The organism is Salinibacter ruber DSM 13855 (assembly GCF_000013045.1).
GTDB lineage: Bacteria > Bacteroidota > Rhodothermia > Rhodothermales > Salinibacteraceae > Salinibacter > Salinibacter ruber.
The window spans coordinates 574,237-592,451 of record NC_007677.1; the positions used below are offsets into that span (position 1 = coordinate 574,237).

The 18,215-nt window shown below is 65.4% G+C and carries 14 protein-coding genes; 12 read left to right on the forward strand and 2 right to left on the reverse strand.

Annotated elements, in window-relative coordinates; all coding sequences use genetic code 11:
- The first annotated feature begins 44 nt into the window (after window positions 1–44).
- The 3 genes from SRU_RS02275 to SRU_RS02285 all read left to right on the forward strand — a co-directional run bounded on the left by SRU_RS02275 (window position 45) and on the right by SRU_RS02285 (window position 2,356).
- Entirely contained in the window at window positions 45–479 is a 435-nt protein-coding gene (locus tag SRU_RS02275) for a DoxX family protein (RefSeq protein ID WP_051010760.1), read from the forward strand.
- Window positions 472–1,554: a flavin monoamine oxidase family protein gene (locus tag SRU_RS02280; RefSeq protein WP_011403205.1), complete on the forward strand. Its 1,083-nt coding sequence runs from the start codon at window positions 472–474 to the stop codon at window positions 1,552–1,554. The genes SRU_RS02275 and SRU_RS02280 overlap by 8 nt, the downstream gene beginning before the upstream one ends.
- Before the next feature lie 205 nt (window positions 1,555–1,759).
- Window positions 1,760–2,356, forward strand: a complete 597-nt coding sequence (locus SRU_RS02285) for a DJ-1/PfpI family protein (RefSeq protein ID WP_011403206.1) — start codon at window positions 1,760–1,762, stop codon at window positions 2,354–2,356.
- Window positions 2,357–2,521: 165 nt separating this feature from the next.
- Here the strand turns inward: SRU_RS02285 and SRU_RS02290 are convergent, their stop codons facing one another.
- A complete protein-coding gene (locus tag SRU_RS02290; RefSeq protein ID WP_011403207.1) occupies window positions 2,522–2,917 on the reverse strand; it encodes a hypothetical protein in 396 nt (131 codons plus the stop codon).
- A gap of 397 nt (window positions 2,918–3,314) precedes the next feature.
- On the opposite strand from SRU_RS02290, the gene SRU_RS02295 reads away from it, so the two are divergent.
- From SRU_RS02295 to SRU_RS02320, 6 genes are all read left to right on the forward strand, one after another.
- The gene (locus SRU_RS02295; protein WP_011403209.1) at window positions 3,315–4,412 is read left to right on the forward strand and encodes a quaternary amine ABC transporter ATP-binding protein; all 1,098 of its coding nucleotides are present in this window, start codon (window positions 3,315–3,317) and stop codon (window positions 4,410–4,412) included.
- Window positions 4,413–4,476: 64 nt separating this feature from the next.
- The gene (locus tag SRU_RS02300) at window positions 4,477–5,361 is read left to right on the forward strand and encodes an ABC transporter permease (RefSeq protein WP_103017514.1); all 885 of its coding nucleotides are present in this window, start codon (window positions 4,477–4,479) and stop codon (window positions 5,359–5,361) included.
- A 140-nt stretch (window positions 5,362–5,501) separates the two neighbouring features.
- Window positions 5,502–6,494 carry a glycine betaine ABC transporter substrate-binding protein gene (locus SRU_RS02305; protein WP_112903011.1) on the forward strand — a complete coding sequence of 331 codons (993 nt, stop codon included), beginning with the start codon at window positions 5,502–5,504 and terminating at the stop codon, window positions 6,492–6,494.
- Between the two features lie 162 nt (window positions 6,495–6,656).
- Window positions 6,657–7,676: a glycine betaine ABC transporter substrate-binding protein gene (locus SRU_RS02310; protein ID WP_011403212.1), complete on the forward strand. Its 1,020-nt coding sequence runs from the start codon at window positions 6,657–6,659 to the stop codon at window positions 7,674–7,676.
- A 156-nt stretch (window positions 7,677–7,832) separates the two neighbouring features.
- The gene (locus SRU_RS02315) at window positions 7,833–9,302 is read left to right on the forward strand and encodes a hypothetical protein (protein ID WP_112903013.1); all 1,470 of its coding nucleotides are present in this window, start codon (window positions 7,833–7,835) and stop codon (window positions 9,300–9,302) included.
- Between the two features lie 228 nt (window positions 9,303–9,530).
- Complete coding sequence (locus tag SRU_RS02320; RefSeq protein ID WP_112903015.1) at window positions 9,531–10,538, forward strand: TIGR00341 family protein; 1,008 nt, start codon at window positions 9,531–9,533, stop codon at window positions 10,536–10,538.
- 36 nt (window positions 10,539–10,574) lie between these two features.
- Here the strand turns inward: SRU_RS02320 and SRU_RS02325 are convergent, their stop codons facing one another.
- Window positions 10,575–11,816: an MFS transporter gene (locus SRU_RS02325; protein WP_011403215.1), complete on the reverse strand. Its 1,242-nt coding sequence runs from the start codon at window positions 11,814–11,816 to the stop codon at window positions 10,575–10,577.
- 393 nt (window positions 11,817–12,209) lie between these two features.
- Here SRU_RS02325 and SRU_RS02330 point away from each other — a divergent pair, with 393 nt between their 5' ends.
- The 3 genes from SRU_RS02330 to SRU_RS02340 all read left to right on the forward strand — a co-directional run bounded on the left by SRU_RS02330 (window position 12,210) and on the right by SRU_RS02340 (window position 18,215).
- A complete protein-coding gene (locus SRU_RS02330) occupies window positions 12,210–15,041 on the forward strand; it encodes a TonB-dependent receptor (RefSeq protein WP_011403216.1) in 2,832 nt (943 codons plus the stop codon).
- A 308-nt stretch (window positions 15,042–15,349) separates the two neighbouring features.
- Window positions 15,350–16,858 (forward strand): hypothetical protein, encoded by a 1,509-nt coding sequence (locus tag SRU_RS02335; protein ID WP_237701854.1) that lies wholly within the window; start codon window positions 15,350–15,352, stop codon window positions 16,856–16,858.
- 175 nt (window positions 16,859–17,033) lie between these two features.
- Window positions 17,034–18,215 carry a glycosyltransferase family protein gene (locus SRU_RS02340; RefSeq protein WP_011403218.1) on the forward strand — a complete coding sequence of 394 codons (1,182 nt, stop codon included), beginning with the start codon at window positions 17,034–17,036 and terminating at the stop codon, window positions 18,213–18,215.

The following is an 18,215-nucleotide window of genomic DNA, read 5'->3' on the forward strand; positions in this document are numbered from 1 at the left end:
CGCAACGGCCCCTCGCATCTACGAACGTTCAGGCAGCAGCGGATATGGATTCGTCCCGGTGGACCTCCGTCGATCTCGCCCTGCTCGTGCTCCGCGTCGGCATCGGCGTCTCGTTTGTGTTCGTGTACGGGTGGGACAAGATGGCCGGCGGTCCGGGGACGTGGGCCGACCTCGGACGCACCATGGAAATCTTTGGGATCACCTTCTGGCCCACGTTCTGGGGCTTCATGGCGGCGGCCACGGAGTTCGTGGGCGGCCTCTGCCTCCTGCTCGGCCTGCTCTTCCGGCCCGTCCTCGGGCTCCTGCTCGTGGTGATGACGGTCGCTTTTTCGAGCCACCTCGCGGCCGGCGAGGGGCCCTGGCACGCCACCGAGATGGCGACGGTGTTCGTCGCGCTCCTGCTGACGGGCCCCGGCCGGTACAGCGTAGACGCGTATTTTCGATCGTCGACCGGATCGGGGGAGGCCGAGCGTGTCTGAGTCGTCGTCCGTTCTCGTCGTGGGGGCGGGGCTCGGAGGCCTCGTGGCGGCCACGGACCTGCACGCGGCGGGCGTGTCGGTCCGCGTCTGGGAGGCGCGTGGGCGCGTGGGGGGACGGTGCCGAAGCCCGGCCGTCGGCCCCGACGAGGTGCGCCTCGACCTGGGGGCCGCCTGGCACTGGGCGGAGCACCGGCGGGTGCGCGCGCTGGCGGAGCGCCTCGGCCTTGAGCGGGTGCGCCAGCACGAGCCGGGTGTAGCGGTCCAAGAATGGGCCCGGGACGAGCCTGTGGAGCACTTCGAGTGGCCCGACGCGCCGCCGCCCTCCTGGCGCCTGGTGGAAGGGACCCAGGCCCTGCACGAGCGCCTCGCCGCCACGCTTCCGGACGCCGCGCTCCGACGTCGCCACCGTCTCCGGTCCCTACGGCGCACGGGCGCCTCGGTGCAGGCCACCGCCCAGACGCCCAACGGCCCGCAGACCACGTCGGTCGACGCGGTGGTGCTCGCGGTCCCGCCCCGGCTGGCCGGGCACACCCTTCAGTTTGAGCCCGCCCTCCCGGACGCGCTGGCCTCGGCCCTCCGCGGCACCACCACCTGGATGAGCCCCTCGGCCAAGGCGGCCGTGACCTACGCCCGTCCGTTTTGGCGCGAGCAAGGCCTCGCCGGGCGCGTGCGGAGCGCGGCCGGTCCGGTGCACGACTGGCACGACGCCACGCCCCCCGACGGCCCCGCCGCGCTCGTCGGGTTCATGCATCCCCCGGGCCCCGACTCTCCCACGCCGAGCGATCCGGGGGAGCGGGAGGAGACCCTCGTTCGTCAACTCGTCCACTGCTTCGGCGAGGCGGCCGGGGCGCCCACCGGCCTCGCAACGGCCGACTGGCGTCACGACACGGCCACTACGCCGCCCGCGGGGCCCACGCCGGGGCCGCACACGCCGCCGGACCCGGCCCCCATCCTCCAACGCCCGCACTGGGAGGGGCGGCTGCACGTCGCCGCGGCGGAGACGGCTACCGAGCACCCGGGCTACCTCGACGGCGCCATCGAGGCGGGCCGCCGCGCCGCACGGGCGCTGGCGTAGTGAGCCGGAGGGGGCGTGAAGACGTTTAGGTCGACCACGCCGCCGCCCACGCATCGTTGCCGCCCGCCTGGGGCCGGTCCTCGCAGGCTGGAGCTTTTGTGCCGGCCGTGCGTTACCCTTTTGTCAGGAATAGAATGCCGTCACGGCTGAACTGGCGCAGAAGCACGCACGATCGCGTTCCTTCCACAAATTTCCCGACGCCGCCATGTCCAAATCCATTCTGATGATCGTTGGCGACTTTGCCGAGGATTACGAGACGATGGTCCCCTTCCAGATGCTCGACCTGGCGGGCCACGAGGTGCACGCCGTGTGCCCGGAGAAGGAGGCCGGCGACACGATAAAGACCGCGATCCACGACTTTGAGGGCGACCAGACCTACACCGAAAAGCCGGGCCACAACTTTGCCCTGAACGCGACCTTCGAGGAGGTCGACGCGGCCGATTACGATGCGCTCTGCCTGCCAGGGGGGCGCGCGCCGGAGTACCTGCGCCTGAACGACCGCGTTATTGAGATGACGCGGCACTTCTTTGCGGCGGACAAGCCCGTTGCGGCCATTTGTCACGCCGCGCAGACGCTCGCTGCCGCCGACGTGCTCGACGGCCGCCGCTGCTCCGCGTACCCGGCCTGCGCCCCGGAGGTGGAGGCGGCCGGGGGCACCTACGTCGACGTGGAGATGAATGAGGCGGTGACCGACGGGAATCTTGTCACGGCCCCCGCCTGGCCCGCCCACGCGGCCTGGATCCGGCAGTTCCTGGACGTGCTCGGCACCCGCATCGAGCACGCCGAGCCGGTCACGGCCTAGTGCCGTGGCGTCAGGCCGTGGTTGCTTCGACGAGCATGGAGCGTCGGTCCTGCTGGGACCGGCGCTCTTTTCTATGACGGCGGGGCCCGAGGCGTCCCGGGCACGGGAAACGGACCGAAGGCAAACGGACCGGCCGCACCGCTAGGGGCGCCGGTCGGACCCCGTTCACCCGCGCACCAGGTCGTCGAGCAGGGAGGGAGGCGACCGGTCCTCGACGAAGGCCCGGCCCTCCTCTTCGCCGTCCTCCCGAATTGTCGTGAGGTCCGGGTCGCTCGTGACGCTTCCGTCGAAGACGATGCCCGCCGCGATGTCGGCGAGGCGCTGCCCGAGGTCGCCGTCGCGGGGGAGGCCCTGCCGGCAGCCCCGCTCCAGCGTGCGGATCGTGTGGTTGCCCACCGGCACGTCCATTGCGCGGCTCACCCCCGCCGTGAAGCCGACGACGTAGGCGGCGGGCTCGGCCTTCAGGAGGGTGGGGGCGTAGTCGCCGGGCAGGTCGCCCACCTGCAGGCGCAGGCCGTCGGCGACGGTTTCGATGACCTTCGCGGAGCGATCGTCGGGCATGGAGCACGAACCGGTTGATTGGAAATGCAAGCAGTCGGTCTACGAATCGGGCCCCCGGGCGTTCGGGCCCGACGCCGTCGGGCGGGCCGTGGGGCGGCGACGCCCGAACGTTCTCTGGCTTTTTGTTTGGTTCTATACTTCAAACGCTTTTTCGAAGATTCTTGAGGCATAAAAGGCCAAAAATGAGAAGGTAGGCCTTTATCCCTGTGATTCTTGATAAGGTTGTATGAAAGAGGGGGAGAACACAGGAAACCGTCCCCGTTTCCTAAACATGTTCCCTTCGAGGAGCTAATTAAGTAGAGTCTTGGGAACAGGAGAGAAACGTCGCGTCCGCCTGTCGCCCCGAGGCAGTGCCTGTCCCACCACGCTCACACCCAGCGAACAAGCTACGTACGCCATGGCTGTTATTGAGGCAGAGGGACTTTGGAAAATTTTTGGGGGGGACCCCGAGCGCGCTCGCACCCTTGCGAAGGAGGGCATGTCGAAGGCCGAGGTGAAGGAGGAAACCGGCTCCGTGATCGCGGTCGACGATGCCAACTTTGAGGTCCAGGAGCAGGAGATCTTCGTGGTGATGGGCCTTTCGGGCAGCGGCAAGTCGACCCTGCTCCGGTGCGTCAATCGCCTGATCGAGCCGACATTTGGGAAGGTGCACGTTCACGACGACGAGGTGACGGCCTTCGATGAGGATCGCCTCCGCAAGTTGCGCCGGACCAAGATGTCGATGGTCTTTCAGAACTTCGGGCTCTTTCCCCACCGGACGGTCATCGGGAACGTGGAGTACGGCCTGGAGGTGGCGGGCATGGACAAGGAGAAGCGGCGCGGAAAGGCCCGCCAGTCGCTGGAGCTCGTGGGGCTGGACGGATACGAGGACAGCCAGACCAGCCAGCTGAGTGGGGGCATGCAGCAGCGGGTGGGGCTGGCCCGTGCCCTCGTCAACGACCCCGAAATTTTGCTGATGGACGAGGCGTTCAGCGCCCTGGACCCCCTCATCCGGGCCGACATGCAGAACGAGCTGCTGGAGCTTCAGGAGCAGTGGGACCCGGCCTGTACAATTCTCTTCATTACCCACGACCTCGATGAGGCGCTGAAGATGGGCGACCGCATCGCCATCATGAAGGACGGCCGCATCGCCCAGATCGGCACCCCCACCGAAATCCTCACCGAGCCGGCCGACGAGTACGTTCGGTCCTTCGTCGAAAACGTGGACCGCACGAAGATCGTCCCCGCCCGGACCGTGATGCGGGCCCTCGGCGACGACGAGACGGTGGCCGCCGACGGGCCGTCCGTTTCGCCCCACACGCCGATTGCCGAGCTGCTCCCGGCACTGGTCGACGCCGACGGGCCCCTGGCCGTTCGCGACTCGGGCGGCACCCTCCAGGGCGTCGTCAGCCAGGATGCCGTGATGGAGGAGGTCGTGCAGAATGCCGACGGGGCGCGGCGGCGAGACGCCCGCGCCGGCCGGACCGACGAAGACCCCGAAGCAGCGGTGGCCTGATCCCCGACGACGGACTGTCCGTTCCCTACGCGTATCGCCCTGAACGAAGACACTCGAGTGCACAATGCAGTTGGACCTCGGCGGCGCCTTTGCGTCCCTCATCAATTGGATTCAGAACAACTTCGGTCCGCTTCTCGACGGGATTGAGCTCGTAATCGGAGCGACCATCCAGGGGGCGAAGGACGTACTGCTCTTCCTCCCAAGCTGGGCGATGATTGTGCTCTTTACCGTCCTCGCGTGGTGGGTGGCGTCCCGCGGCGTGGCCCTCTTTACGGTCGTCGGGCTGACCCTCCTGGAGGACGTCGAGTTTGCCCTGTTCGGGATGGAGATTGCCTTCGGCATGGGGCTGTGGGAGTTTGCGATGCAGACCCTCGCCCTCATCGCCACGGCGACGCTAATCTCGCTTCTCGTGGGCATTCCCGTGGGCATCTGGGCGGCGAAAAACGATGTGGTGGACGCGATTGTCCGGCCGGTGCTCGACTTCATGCAGACGATGCCGGCGTTCGTGTACCTGATTCCGGCCGTCGTGCTCTTCGGGCTGGGGGCGGTGCCGGGCGTGATCGCCACCTTTATCTTTGCCACGCCCCCGTGCGTGCGCCTGACCAACCTCGGCATCCGCCAGGTGTCGGAGGAGGCCGTGGAGGCGGCGGAGTCCTTCGGGTCCACCCCGAGCCAGATGCTCTTCAAGGTGGAGCTGCCGATGGCGCTGCCCACCATCCTGGCGGGTGTGAACCAGACGGTGCTTCTGGCCCTGTCGATGGTCGTAATCGCCGCGCTCATTGGGGCGGGCGGGCTCGGGGACCCGGTCGTGGAGGGCATTCAGCAGCTGCGCATCGGGGTCGGGTTTGAGGGGGGACTGGCCATCGTCATTCTGGCGATTTTTCTGGACCGCATCACGCAGGCCGTGGGGGAGAAGGCGGGCGCCTCGACCCAGCCCACGACAGGGTGACCCGCGCCTGCTGCTGAAAGGGGGAGGCTCCTGCAACATGGCCCGGACGAGGGCGTCAGGACTGGCCGTCGTCCGGGCACTCTTCTTTGCTTTGCCGTACGACTTGGACACTCATCATCACAAGCAAAAGCCCTAACGCTATGAATCTTTCTTCGACATCACTTCGCTCGTTCATCGCCGTGGTCGCGGCCGTTGGTCTCCTCGGGACCGGACTCGCCGGCTGCGGCGGGGGCGGGGATAGCCAGGACGTGTCCCGCAAGATGAACATGGTCACGGTGAACTGGATCGAGGGGATGGCCTTCACCTACGTCCAGGAGCAGATCATGGAAAACCAGTACGACATGGAGGTTGACGTCCGGGAGGTGGGCGGCGGCGGCATTGCCTTCTCGTCGGTGGCCGAAGGGGACCGCGACTACTTCAACGAGGCGTGGCTCCCCACGACCCACCAGGACCCGTGGAGCAAGGCGCAGGGAAATGCCGCCAAGCTGGGATACACCTACAAGGGCACCTCGGTGGGCCTGACCGTGCCGGCGTACATGGACATTTCCAGCGTCTCGGAGCTGGAAAACTACCGCAACGAGCTCGGTGGCGAAATCAACGGCATCGAGTCCGGCGCGGCGGTCAACGACCAGACGCGCAAGATCCTGGAGAACAACGGCCTCAACGACGAATTTTCGGTCGTGGCGTCCAGTGGCCCGGCGACGTGGCAGGCGCTGGAGAACGCGGTCAACAACGAGCAGCCCATCGTCGTCACGGGCTGGTACCCGCACTGGAAGTGGGGCTCGTTCGACCTGAAGTACCTCGAAGGGGCGCAGACCGGACAGTCGCCCGTCTTCGGGGACCCCGAGGATGTCTTCAAGATCGTGGACAGCGAGTTCACGGAGGAGTTTCCGAAAGAGGTCGTGTGCTTCCTGAAGGTTTCGGAGGTGACCGACGAGGAGATCGAGAGCCTCATGGGCAGCTTCCGCAACCGCGGCGACATGAGCAAGCGGGAGGCCGCTAGCCAGTGGATTGAAAACCACTCGGAGGACGTCAACGCCTGGACCAAGCAGGCCGAGGAGTGCGCTGCCTCCGACGGCTCGGTGGAGACGCTTCCGGACGACGCCACCTACTCGCGCAAGCAAAGCACGTAGGCGTCTGATTCTGGTTTTGACGACGCAGCACCCCCGATTGCCGTCCGGCGGTCGGGGGTGTTTTATGGACGGACATGGCGCCGACAGGCCCGCGCACGCCCTGCGCGAGCGCTCTTGGTGCCTTGCCTTTCATGCTACTTCTCTGATTAATGCGTCCTTCCAATGAAACGACTCATCACTGCGGCACGCGCCCTGTGCCGCTCGTACTGCGCGGCGGCCGTTGCCGCGTCGCTCCTTGCGCTGGGCACAATGGGCTGTGGGGGGGATGCCTCCGACAGCGCCGGTGGTGGCGCGTCGGCATCGTCGCCCCCCCTGAAGATGGTGACGGTGAACTGGATCGAGGGCCTCGCCATGAGCTACATGCAGGCCCAGGTGCTGGAGGACAGCCTGAACGTGCCGGTGGACCTGAAGGAAGCCCAGGGCGGCGGCATCGCCTTTTCGTCGGTGGCGGAGGGGGATCGGGACTTTTTCAACGAGGCCTGGCTCCCCACCACGCACCAAAACTCGTGGGGCGACCTCCAGGGTCAACTCCAAAAGCTCGGCTACACGTACCGGGGCACCTCGGGCGGGCTCGTGGTGCCGGCGTACATGGACCTTCGCTCGGCGGCCAACATCGGGGAGTACCGCGAGGCGCTCGGCGAAAAGATCTACGGCATTGAGGCCGGCTCCCCCACCAACGACAACATCCGCCAGGTGCTGGACCAGCACGGCATCGAGGGCTTCTCGGTGGTGGCGGCCAGCGGCCCGGCCACGTGGCAGCGCCTCCGAAGCGCCATCCAGGACCGCCAGCCGATCATCGTGGCGGGGTGGAAGCCGCACTGGAAGTGGAGCGCGTTTGACCTTCGGTACCTCAAGGACGGGAAGACGAACCAGTCGCCCGCCTACGGGCCGCCGGAGGACATCTTCACGGTCGTCGACAACCAGTTCATCGACGAGTTTCCGAAAGAGGCCGTCTGCTTCCTGCAAAAGTTTGAGGTGACCGATCAGCAGATCGGCAGCCTCATGAACACGTTTCGCACCCGCGGCGACATGAGCAAGAGCGGGGCCGCCGAGCAGTGGGTGCGGAACCACCCGGGGTACGTCACCCAGTGGCTCGACCAGGCCGAGGCGTGTGCCGCCTCGGACGAGGCCGTGACGCCCCTCCCGGACGACGCGACCCACTCACGCGATCAGGAGGCGTAGGGCCGTGCGGCCGGCCGCGGCCCCCGGGCGCCGCCCTGATAACATTATCGCAATCTCTTCCCCTGATCTACACGATATGACCGGATCACCTCCGGTCTCGTTTGTAGCACTACGCTACCCTTTGTGACCCTTTCTCATAACGCACTACGTTCCCATATGAATCGGTACTGCACTGCAGTTCTCGCGCTTTTTCTCACCGCTGGATTGGTGCTTCCCGGCTCGGCCCTCGCCGACGACCCGGAGCCCGCCGATGACAGCACCAACGCCACCTCCCTGGTCGCCAACGCCTGGGAGAGCGACAACACGACGGCGGCGCCCCAGCAGGACGAGCCGACGCTCGACGTGAGCATCAACGGCTCGCTTCGCTTTAACGCCCTTTTTCGCTCGTATGGAGAGCAGGCCGATAAGACACTCGGCGACGGTGGGTTCACGTTCGACACGTTTCGCATCGGGGCCAACGGATCGTACGGTGGCCTGATATTCGACAGCGAGTTGGCTGTTTACCCAGAGTCCTTTGGCGGAGTCTTTCTGCAGAAGGGTTGGGTTGGCTATGAGTTCAGTGAAAATCGACAGATTCAGGTAGGCGTGAGCCAGGTGCCGTTCGGCATTCAGCCGTATGCTTCCAGTAGTTGGTTCTTCAACAGCACCTACTACGTGGGTCTGGAAGACGATTACGATGCCGGTATCAAAGCGATGTTTAGTCCTGGCAACTGGGACATCCAAGGGGGATATTACATGAACGCCGAGCAGACGGACTTCTTCGCCGGTAGCAACTTCGGCCGATACTCATATGACGTTGTACCAGTGAACTCTTTCCCTCCCTTCGACACACAGGGTGAAGCCAATGGCACGGGTGACGCAAACGATGTCACTGGTGTTGGCGGATACGAAGTAGTACCGGGTGTGGATGGTGAAGGCAATCAGATCCGTAGTCCTATAGCGGAAGCGAATCAGTTCAACCTGAAAGCCGCCTACTCCTTCGACCATGGTGATCTCGGCTTCACGAAGGTCGGTGTGTCTGGTCAGCGAGGCCAGCTCAAGAACCTGAGCACCGGCGATACGGACTGGCACGCTGCATACGCCGTTCACTTTCAAGGGCGCTACGGTGGCTTCGGTGCGAAGTTGGAATTCGCGCAGCAGGAGTTGAATCCGCCCCTAACCGATCAAGAGCGAACCGCGTTTCAGAGCGCCCAGCAGACTGAGAATCAAGACGACGACGGTGTGCCTGGGCCAGAAGGAGACATAAGTGGTGTGAACTATGACGCGGATGATTTCGTGGTCATGGGAGCATATAACTTCCCCCAGCGCGTGGCGGCCGAGCACACGGTATACTCTTCCAGTGTGTCTTACCGTATCCCGGTGAGCGTTGGGCCGGTCTCTCAGATCAAGCCCTACTATGACTTCAGCTTGGTGACGAACAAAAACGTCGATTCTTGGAATGACAACGCTACCCACGACATCGGCTTCCTCACCACCGCCGGTCCGCTGTTCGTCTACACGGACCTGAATATCAGCAAGGGTCACCCCTTCAACCATCCAGGGGCGAACTTTGCCAGCGTGATGGCGGAGCAGAACGACAACGAATGGCGAACGGCCTTCAACGTGAACATTGGGATCTACTTCTAACCGATCCCCGCCGACGGTTCGGCGACACGAACGTCTCCGTACAGGGACGCAGGCCACCGGGCCTCCGGTGCCGCCTGCGTCCCTTTTGTATTGGGGCCGTATTTTCTTGAGGCCGGACGCATCTACGGAAGCGCCCCGACCGGCCCGGCTGGATGGGCAGCGGCGTCGTGGTTATCCTCTAAGAGTACGCCCGCCACCCTCCTTCCTCGCCCCGCGCGTGCCGCCCGTATGGCTCTCCGCCTGATCGACCTCTACCACCCGGACACGGACGACGCCCTCGACGTGCCCGACGCCCCCCACGACGTGCTCGGGCACTGGACCTACGCGATCGACGACGGGCAGCGCGTGGACCGCCTGCTCATGGAGGTGGAGGACACCGAGCCGTTCCTGGACTGGGTGGAGGGCACCGCGATCACCGAGTATCGGGTGGTGATCCAGGCCGTGGAGGCGACGCTGCCGCGGCCCGAGGTGGACGCGGACGAAGGCGAGACGCAGGCGGGCGGCGAGGCCGCCGAGGAGGACGAGGAGGAGAGCGCCGCGCGGGTGGGGCGGGCCGAGCTCTACGAGTACGCCCGCGATGCGACGGACGTCTCCAGCTACTACTACTCGCTCATCGCCCTTTCGGTGATCGTCGCGGCCGGGGGGATGCTGCGGAACCAGACCGCCGTGGTGATCGGGGCGATGGTGATCGCGCCCCTCGTCGGCCCCAACCTGGCCCTCGCGCTCGGCACCACCCTCGGGGACCCGGACCTGCTCAAGCGGTCCGTCCGGGCAAACGTGACGGGGCTGGCCTTGGCCCTCGGCGGGGCCTTGGGCCTCGGGGTCGTCATGACGGTCGACCCGGCGACGAGCGAGCTGGCGGGGCGCACGGTCATCGGGATCGCCGACATCGCGCTGGCCGGCGCGGCGGGGGCGGCCGGGGCGCTGGCGGTCACCCGGGGTGGGGCCACGGGCCTCGTCGGGGTGATGGTGGCGGTGGCACTGCTTCCCCCCGCCGTGGCCACGGGCCTCCTGCTCGGGGCGGGGCATCCCGACCCGGCCCTCCGGGCGGGCCTGCTCACGGTGACCAACGTCGTCGCCCTCAACCTGGCGGCGGTGTGCACGTTTTTGCTGCTCGGCGTGCGGCCCCGCGATTGGCGCGACGTGGCGCAGGCGCGCACCTCCACCCGCATCGCCCTTGTGCTCTGGGGCAGTGCCCTGGCCGTGCTTGCGCTCCTCCTCTGGCAGTTTGCCTGATTGGGCCCCCGGGTCTTTCCGGCCGCGGGCGGCCCGCTACGGCGTCTCCGCGACGCTCGGGGCCTCGGGCGCGGGCTCCTCCACCGAGGCGAGCGGCGGCTCCGGCAGGCCCCAGTGGACGAGGCCGGCCATCCCGATCATCGCGAGCGCGCCGCCGACGGCATTGCTGAAGAAGCCGTAGGGCCCGTACGTGATGCTGGCCACGAAGCTGCCGAACCCAAACCCGGCCTGGCCCACGCTCATGGCGAGGCCCATGAGGAGGCCGCGCTGGCGGTCCGGCACGAGCGCCGTAATGAGCGACTGCAGGGGCCCCACCCGAATCCCGATCAGCCCCATGGCCAGGAAGAAGAGCACGGCCGCGATGAGGAACCCCGTGATGTAGAGCGGGGCGAGCGCCATCAGCAGGCCGAGGACCAGCGACGCCCACACCACGATCGGCTTGCGCCCGATGCGGTCGGAGACCCGCCCCCCGAGCGGGGACGCGAGGATGTTGGCGGTCCCGCCGATGGCGAAGAGGAGGGCAATCTCGTAGCTCGACACGCCCACCGTGGATTCGAGCCAGCTGGGGAGGAACGACGTGAAGAGCCCGAAGCCGGAGAACATGAGGAGGTACGACGCGACGGCGTTGACGGCGTCGGAGCCCTGAAGAACCGCCCGGTATTTCTCGACGAGGCGGGCCGGCGTGAGCCGTTGGTCGTCGAGGTCGGCGTCCGGCTGCGGGACGTACAGCCAGATGAGCACGGCCGAGACGGCCATGGGCACCGCAAACATGAGGAAGGGCCACCGGTAGCCGAAGCCGGTCGCGAGCACCTTGCCAATCGGGATCCCGGCCACCTGCCCGAAGGCGGTGCCGCTCATCACCCACCCGTTGGCCCAGCCGCGCTGCTCGTACGGAAAGTAGTCCCCCACGTAGGCCACCGAGCCGCTGGTGAGCATGCCGCCCCCGATGCCCGCCAGCAGGCGCATGGAGAACAGCAGGACGTAGCTCTCCGCCACCGTGTGGAGGGTGAGCGTGACGGCCATCAGGATGGTCCCGTACAGCAGAATGAGCCGGCGCCCGATGCGGTCGGACGCCGGCCCCGTGATGAGGGCCGACACCCCCAGCGAGAGTGCGTAGGCCGTCAGCAGCATGCCCTGCCAGAACGCGTTCACCCCGAGCGTCGCCGCGATCTCGGGGAGAATGGGCACCATGATGATCAACTGGCTGCTGGCCGAGAACATCATCAGCCAGAGCGCGAAGAGGATCAGGTACGGGTTCGAGGTTTTCGTGTCGGGCACGAAGGGAGGGGGGCGATGAGGGGGCAGACGAAGTGAGAATTCAAGCTTCTAAAATCAGGAGGACGCGGCCCACATGCAGGATGCACGCCCAAATATTTGACGAAGTTTGCCGCTCGCCCGCGACGGGAGGGGCCAGGTGGTCGGAAGGGGATGCATTCACGGGCCGGGTGGCGTTCCGTGCGGCCGGCTGCGTGCCGGGGCAGACGCCGAGACGCAGTCGAGTGAAGACGTCGGGAAACCGGCCCAGTTAATACAACGGTGATCTGTGCGTAATGGCGGCGTTATACTCGCCCGTTATTGTGTGGAACGAACAACAAATCGATTCGGGGAGTCCGCAAGAACCTGGCACACGGCCCGACCTGAACGTTTCCCGTATGAACTGCCGCGTCCAAAATGGTTAACGGTTGGTATCGAGACCTTCTGTTGGTTGCGTTTCTTTTTCTGGTGGGGGCGGGAACGAGCCCACTGGTCGTTGCGCAGGACGCGAGTCCGAAAGAGGTAGATACGAATGGGACAGTAACCGGGGTTGTTGTGGAGGACGGGCGTGGAGGGCCGCTGCCGGGGGCCAACGTCCGTGTGGCCGGGTCGTCGACGGGCACGACGACAGACCTCAATGGACGATACCGCATTGAGAATCTTGACCCTGGAACGTACGACTTGCGATTCTCCTTCGTCGGATTTCAGCAGAAGACTGTGACGGGGGTAGAGGTTACGGCGGGAGGGACCACGGAGATTGACATTACGCTGGCCGAAGAAACGGAGCGGCTCGACGAGGTGGTCGTGGAGGCCAAGGCCGCTCGCGACTCGGAGGCCGGTCTGATACTGAAGCGCGCCGAAGCGGCTGCCGTGAGCAATGCTGTTAGTGCCGAGACCATGAGCCGGGCCGGAGCCGGAACGGTAGCAGATGCGATGGGGCTGATGACTGGAGGATCGGTCGTAGAGGGCAAACACGTAAACATTCGGGGCTTGCAGGGGCGATACGTCAACGTGCAGCTCAACGGTACGACACTCCCGAACGCAGACCCCGAGGGCAACAGTGTGGCGCTTGACATTTTCCCGTCGAGTTTGATCGATAACGTCGTCACCGAGAAGACATTCACGCCGGACAAGCCCGGTACCTTTACGGGAGGCTCGGTCGACATCACGACGAAGTCGTTTCCGAACGACTTTTTCCTAAACGCATCGGTCTCCACCTCTTCCAACAGCGAGGTGGGAGTCGGTGGCGGCATCCTGCTTCCCCCGGACGGACTGGAAGAGGTGCCGCCCGTGGCGAACAGCAGCAGTGTTCCACCGGGGCCTACGTCGGACCCCGAGCGGCGCGACGCGCTAAACCAAGTGACGCAGGCGTTTGCCACTGGTGTGTCCCCGCGGTCCAACGACGTGCTCGGAAACCGAAGCGCGGAGGTTTCCCTCGGTGACCGGTTCTCCGTCATGGGAGATCGTTCGCTCGGCGTCATCGCCTCCTTGACGTACGACCACTCTTTTTCCGGATACAACGGGGGGACGACGGCCCGCTTCTCTCAAACGGGCATCAACGCGGAGCAGCTCCGCCCTGAGGCCTCCTACACGACACGGCGCGGCGTGGAAGAGACACTGTTCGGGGGGCTTGCGGGGATCTCGTTTCAGCTTACGCCCACGGACGAATTGGGAGTGCGTCTTCTCTACAACCGCGACGACGAGCACATCGCCCGATACGAATCGGGAATCCTTCCCCGTGACAATATCTCTGGAGACCGGAGATTCGAGACGCGGGTGGCCCGTGTGATTGAGCGCACCGTACGGACGACGGAGCTTGACGGCACCCATCAGTTTGGCAGTGGGGCGGAGGGGGTGCGTCTTGAGTGGCAAACAGCCTACTCGAAAGTAAGGCGGGAGGAGCCGGACAATCGCTTTTTTCCGAACGAGTTTTCTCCCGGAGAGCGCGACACATCGTTTGCCATCTCCGGGCCGGTCACCGGGCTTCCCACCCGATATTTCCGGGACCTCACGGAGCAAGATTGGTCGGGCGAAGCCTCGGTTGAGGTACCGGTGGGACCGACCCTCTTCGAAGCGGGAGGCCGCTTCCGAACGAAAACGCGGGAGTTTCGCGAACGCGTGTTCAAACATGACGCCCCTATCGGACACGGGTTTAGCGGACGTCCGGGGGCGTACGTCGATGAGCGGTCGGGCCTTCTTTCGGACGGGACGTTCGGCACCTACGTGACTGAAGTCCCATCGCAGGGCGGGAACTACGACGGGGCTCTCGACACAGGGGCCGGCTACCTGATGACCGAGACCCCGGTGCCGGGCGTCCCGTCCCTCGAGTTCATCGGTGGGGTGCGGTTCGAGTACACGGACATGTCGCTAAATACGCTCGACACCGACACAGAAGGGGCGTTTTCACAATTCGACGTGCTCCCCTCGGTGAATCTTGTCTGGACGCTCCGTGAGGACATGAACCTGCGCCTCGCCTACGGTCGCACCATTGCGCTGCCGTCCTTCCGGGAGTTTGCTCCGTTCCAGTCCTTCAACTTCATCGGGGACTTTACGGAACGAGGAAACCCAGCCCTCAAGCGCACGAGAGTCGACAACTTCGACCTGCGCTGGGAGTGGTTCCCCCGGGCCGGAGAGCTGTTGTCGGCGAGCCTGTACTACAAGGACTTCACCGATCCGATCGAACGAACGTTCGTCGCGGAGTCCGTTGATCAAGGCATTATCACGTACCGAAATAGGGAAAGTGCAAGGGTCTACGGGGTGGAACTGGAAGCTCGAAAGCGACTGGGCGGCCTCGCTCCCTGGCTGGAGCACGTGCAGGTGGGGGGAAACCTCACGCTGACCCAGTCCCAAATCGACCGTACTGAGGAGGTGCTCACCCTCATTCGACAGTTTCGAGATGATCCAGACGAGACACGGCAGCTTCAGGGACAGTCGCCCTACATCGCGAACGTGAATGCGGGCTACGACAACCCCGAGACGGGCACGGCCGTGAACGTGTTCTTCAACCGGTTCGGCGACCGGCTCCAGACCGTCTCGGCGAACGGGGCGGACATCTTCGAGCGGGCCCGGAGTACGCTAGACATTAACTTCTCGCAACGGCTGCTCCCGGGGGTGTCGGCGTCGATTTCGGTCAAGAATGTACTTAACAGCGACGAGGTCGTCTCGCAAACCTTCAAGGGGGACGAATTCATCAACGACCGGCGTCCACTCGGGCGCACCGTATCCGTCGGCGTGTCTTACAGCTACTAAAGCCTACTTCGTACCGCTGGGGCCCCATCGCCCCGACGCACCACTACTCCTTTTCGATTGCCTCGAGGGGGCGAGCCACACGTTGGCTCGCCCCCTCGGTGGTTTGTGGGAGGAAGTTATGGAATTAAAAACTCCGTGCTCCCACGACTAACACCCTACCTCTTCTCTCTAAACCACACGCGACCATGAACTTTTTCCGTACAACCATACTGGAATCGCGATCGCTTGGACCCCTGTTCGTCGGTCTCCTGCTCATTCCCGCCCTTGTGTTTATCACGGCGTGCGACTCGAATGGCAGCGGCGACAACATGGACTCCCCTCCGGCCGAGCAGGAGCCAGCACGGCTGGATACAGGGCCGGTAGAGGAAACGGACACCAACGTCGACGTTGATTATGACGACGATGGCACGGCGGAGGTCGTGCGGGTAACCGACGTGAACAACAACGGAGTCGTGCCCCGTGACGCGAATGGAAGCACGGTCACCTGGAGCAGCGACAAGACATACGAGCTCAACGGCTTCGTCTTCGTCAATCCCGGGGACACCCTCGAAATTGAGCCCGGTACTGAAATCCAAGGGCGACTCGGCGGGGGGGCAGACGCCTCGGCCCTGATCGTCGCGTCGGGCGGGGTCATTGAGGCCGAAGGGACGGCGTCCGATCCGATCGTCTTCACGTCTGTGCGTGCCGCGGACGAGACCCTCGGCCGGGACGACCGCGGACTCTGGGGTGGCGTCATCCTGCTTGGAGATGCGCCGACCAACAACGGGTCGGAGGTCGCCATCGAAGGCGTACCCGACAACACAGGGGCCCGCATTCTCTACGGCGGTCAGAATGTTGATCACGACGTTGGCACCTTCAAGTACGTTTCCATCCGCCACACCGGCACCCAACTCGGCAACGGCGATGAAATTCAGGGCCTGACGCTCGGCGGCGTGGGCAGCGGCTCGACCATTGAGTACGTGGAATCGTACGCCAGCGACGACGATGGCTTCGAGTGGTTTGGGGGCACCGTCAACACCAAGTACCTGATCACGGCCTACGAATCGGACGACGCCTTCGACATCGATCAGGGCTACCGCGGCAGCAATCAGTTCTGGCTGGCTGTACAGGGCGGAAACGAATCTGGACGAGCGTCCGAGATGGACGGTGCCGGCTCTCCGGAAAGCGCCGAGCCGTACGCCGAGTCGATCATCTCCAACGCGACGTACCTCGGCATGGGCCCTGGTGTAAGCGACGCCTCGGGGGACGCGAATGACCCCTTCATCATCCACCGCGACAACAACGCGACCTCTTACCACAACAGTGTCTTCGCCGGCGGACGGACGAACGCAGGAATCCAGATCGAAGACCTGGAGGCCGGGAGCGAAGACGCCGCCAACCGCTGGGCGGCCGGGCAGTTGGAGCACCAGGACAACCTCTGGTACAACATCGGGCCGGGCTTCAGTGGCCAAACGACGTTCGAGGATCTCATCCAGCTGACCACGGACGACGACGGCACCCCGTCCGGCGACCGGGGCAATGCACTCAAGGGGAACCTCGCGGACTACCTCCGCAGCGAGAACAATGCGATCGTAAACAAAAATCCGTACGCGAGCATCAGCCGGACGAACGGAAACGGCGCGATCCAGAGCTTCGACCCAACACCGGTCAACGCCGCGACCAGCGGCGCCAACGAGCCGAGTGACTTCGGCAATAAGTCGGCGGGAGTGAATGACAGTTGGACAAGCGTCAGCTTTCGAGGCGCCTTCGGCTCAGGGGCGGAGTGGAACTTAGACAGTGACTGGGCGAAGATCACCCAGGACGGCACTGTGCAGTAGAAAGCGACTGTACGCTGGTACGTTGCGTCACACGAAGCTTCCTTCGCCGGGCATCCCCGATTGACGGGGGTGCCCGGTGTTTTTGTGTTGGGGCCCCGAGGGCGGGCCCGGAAGGCCACTCGCCGACTGGGAACGGAGCACCCGCATCTCGTGTGCGTGTGGTAGTCCAGTCGGAATGTCCCACCCACCACGCACCGGCGACGCAATGGCGCTGCGCTGTCTTTTTGTCGTCCAGGGCGAGGGCCGCGGCCACCTCACGCAGGCGATGGCCCTGCGGCGCATGCTCCGGGACGCCGGGCATCGGGTCGCCGGGGTCGTCGTGGGCAAGAGCGACGACCAGGCCGTGCCGGCCTTCTTCCGGGCGGCGTTCGAGGCCCCCGTCACGGACGTCGAGAGCCCTGGCTTCGTGTCGGACGACGCGGACCGCTCGGTGCGGCCGTGGGCCACGCTGCGCCGGGCGCTCGGGCGCACGCCGACCTACTGGCGCAGCCTGTCGGCCCTCGACGCCGCCATCAAGCGCCATGACCCGGACGTGGTGGTGAATTTCTTTGAGCCCCTGATGGGCCTCTACGCCGTGACGCATTCGCCGTCCGTGCCGGTCGTGGCGGTGGCACACCAGTATATGTTTTTGCACCCCGCCTACCGATTTCCGTCGGGGCGCAGGGACAAACGGTGGGCGGCCCGTGCGTTTGCTCGCCTCACGGCCTGCGGCGCCTCACGGCGCCTCGCGCTCTCGCTCTACCCGGCCCCCGATCGCTCCCAAGACGACCTGGCCGTGCTGCCGCCGCTCCTGCGGCCCGGGGTGTTCCGCCAGCCCCAGGACCGAAGCGAGCCCTTCATTCTCGTCTACATCCTGAACAGCGGGTACGCCGACGAGGTGATCCGGTGGCACGAGCAGAACCCGACGGTGCCGCTCCACTGCTTCTGGGACCGGCCGGACGCGGCCCCCGTGGAGGCCTACGACGAGACGCTGACCTTCCACCAGCTCGACGACGAGAAATTCCTCCGCCTCATGGCCCGGTGCCGCGGCTTCGTGTCCACCGCCGGCTTTGAGTCGATCGCGGAGGCGATGTACCTGGGGACGCCGGTCCAGGTGGTGCCGGTGGAGGGGCACTACGAGCAACGCTGCAATGCCGTCGACGCGGTGCGGGCCGGCGCAGGGGTGCGCAGCACGCAATTCGACATCGGGCACCTCCGGGCTGCGCTGGACCGCGGATCGACCCCGGAGGCGCGCTTCCAGGCGTGGGTGCGGCAGGGGCGCCGCCGCTTCGTGCGAGAGCTTGAGGCGGCCGCCCGCCGCCCTGTCGCCGGGTCTTTGGGGCCGCGGGTGGCGGAGCGAATTCTTGAGGCGGCTTGA

Excerpts from the sequence above, each read along its gene's own strand:
- SRU_RS02275 (WP_051010760.1), top strand. The coding sequence starts at position 45 with ATGGATTCGTCCCGGTGGACCTCCGTCGATCTCGCCCTGCTCGTGCTC.
- SRU_RS02285 (WP_011403206.1), top strand. The coding sequence starts at position 1,760 with ATGTCCAAATCCATTCTGATGATCGTTGGCGACTTTGCCGAGGATTAC.
- SRU_RS02290 (WP_011403207.1), bottom strand. The coding sequence starts at position 2,917 with ATGCCCGACGATCGCTCCGCGAAGGTCATCGAAACCGTCGCCGACGGC.
- SRU_RS02295 (WP_011403209.1), top strand. The coding sequence starts at position 3,315 with ATGGCTGTTATTGAGGCAGAGGGACTTTGGAAAATTTTTGGGGGGGAC.
- SRU_RS02300 (WP_103017514.1), top strand. The coding sequence starts at position 4,477 with ATGCAGTTGGACCTCGGCGGCGCCTTTGCGTCCCTCATCAATTGGATT.
- SRU_RS02305 (WP_112903011.1), top strand. The coding sequence starts at position 5,502 with ATGAATCTTTCTTCGACATCACTTCGCTCGTTCATCGCCGTGGTCGCG.
- SRU_RS02310 (WP_011403212.1), top strand. The coding sequence starts at position 6,657 with ATGAAACGACTCATCACTGCGGCACGCGCCCTGTGCCGCTCGTACTGC.
- SRU_RS02315 (WP_112903013.1), top strand. The coding sequence starts at position 7,833 with ATGAATCGGTACTGCACTGCAGTTCTCGCGCTTTTTCTCACCGCTGGA.
- SRU_RS02320 (WP_112903015.1), top strand. The coding sequence starts at position 9,531 with ATGGCTCTCCGCCTGATCGACCTCTACCACCCGGACACGGACGACGCC.
- SRU_RS02330 (WP_011403216.1), top strand. The coding sequence starts at position 12,210 with ATGGTTAACGGTTGGTATCGAGACCTTCTGTTGGTTGCGTTTCTTTTT.
- SRU_RS02335 (WP_237701854.1), top strand. The coding sequence starts at position 15,350 with ATGGACTCCCCTCCGGCCGAGCAGGAGCCAGCACGGCTGGATACAGGG.
- SRU_RS02340 (WP_011403218.1), top strand. The coding sequence starts at position 17,034 with ATGTCCCACCCACCACGCACCGGCGACGCAATGGCGCTGCGCTGTCTT.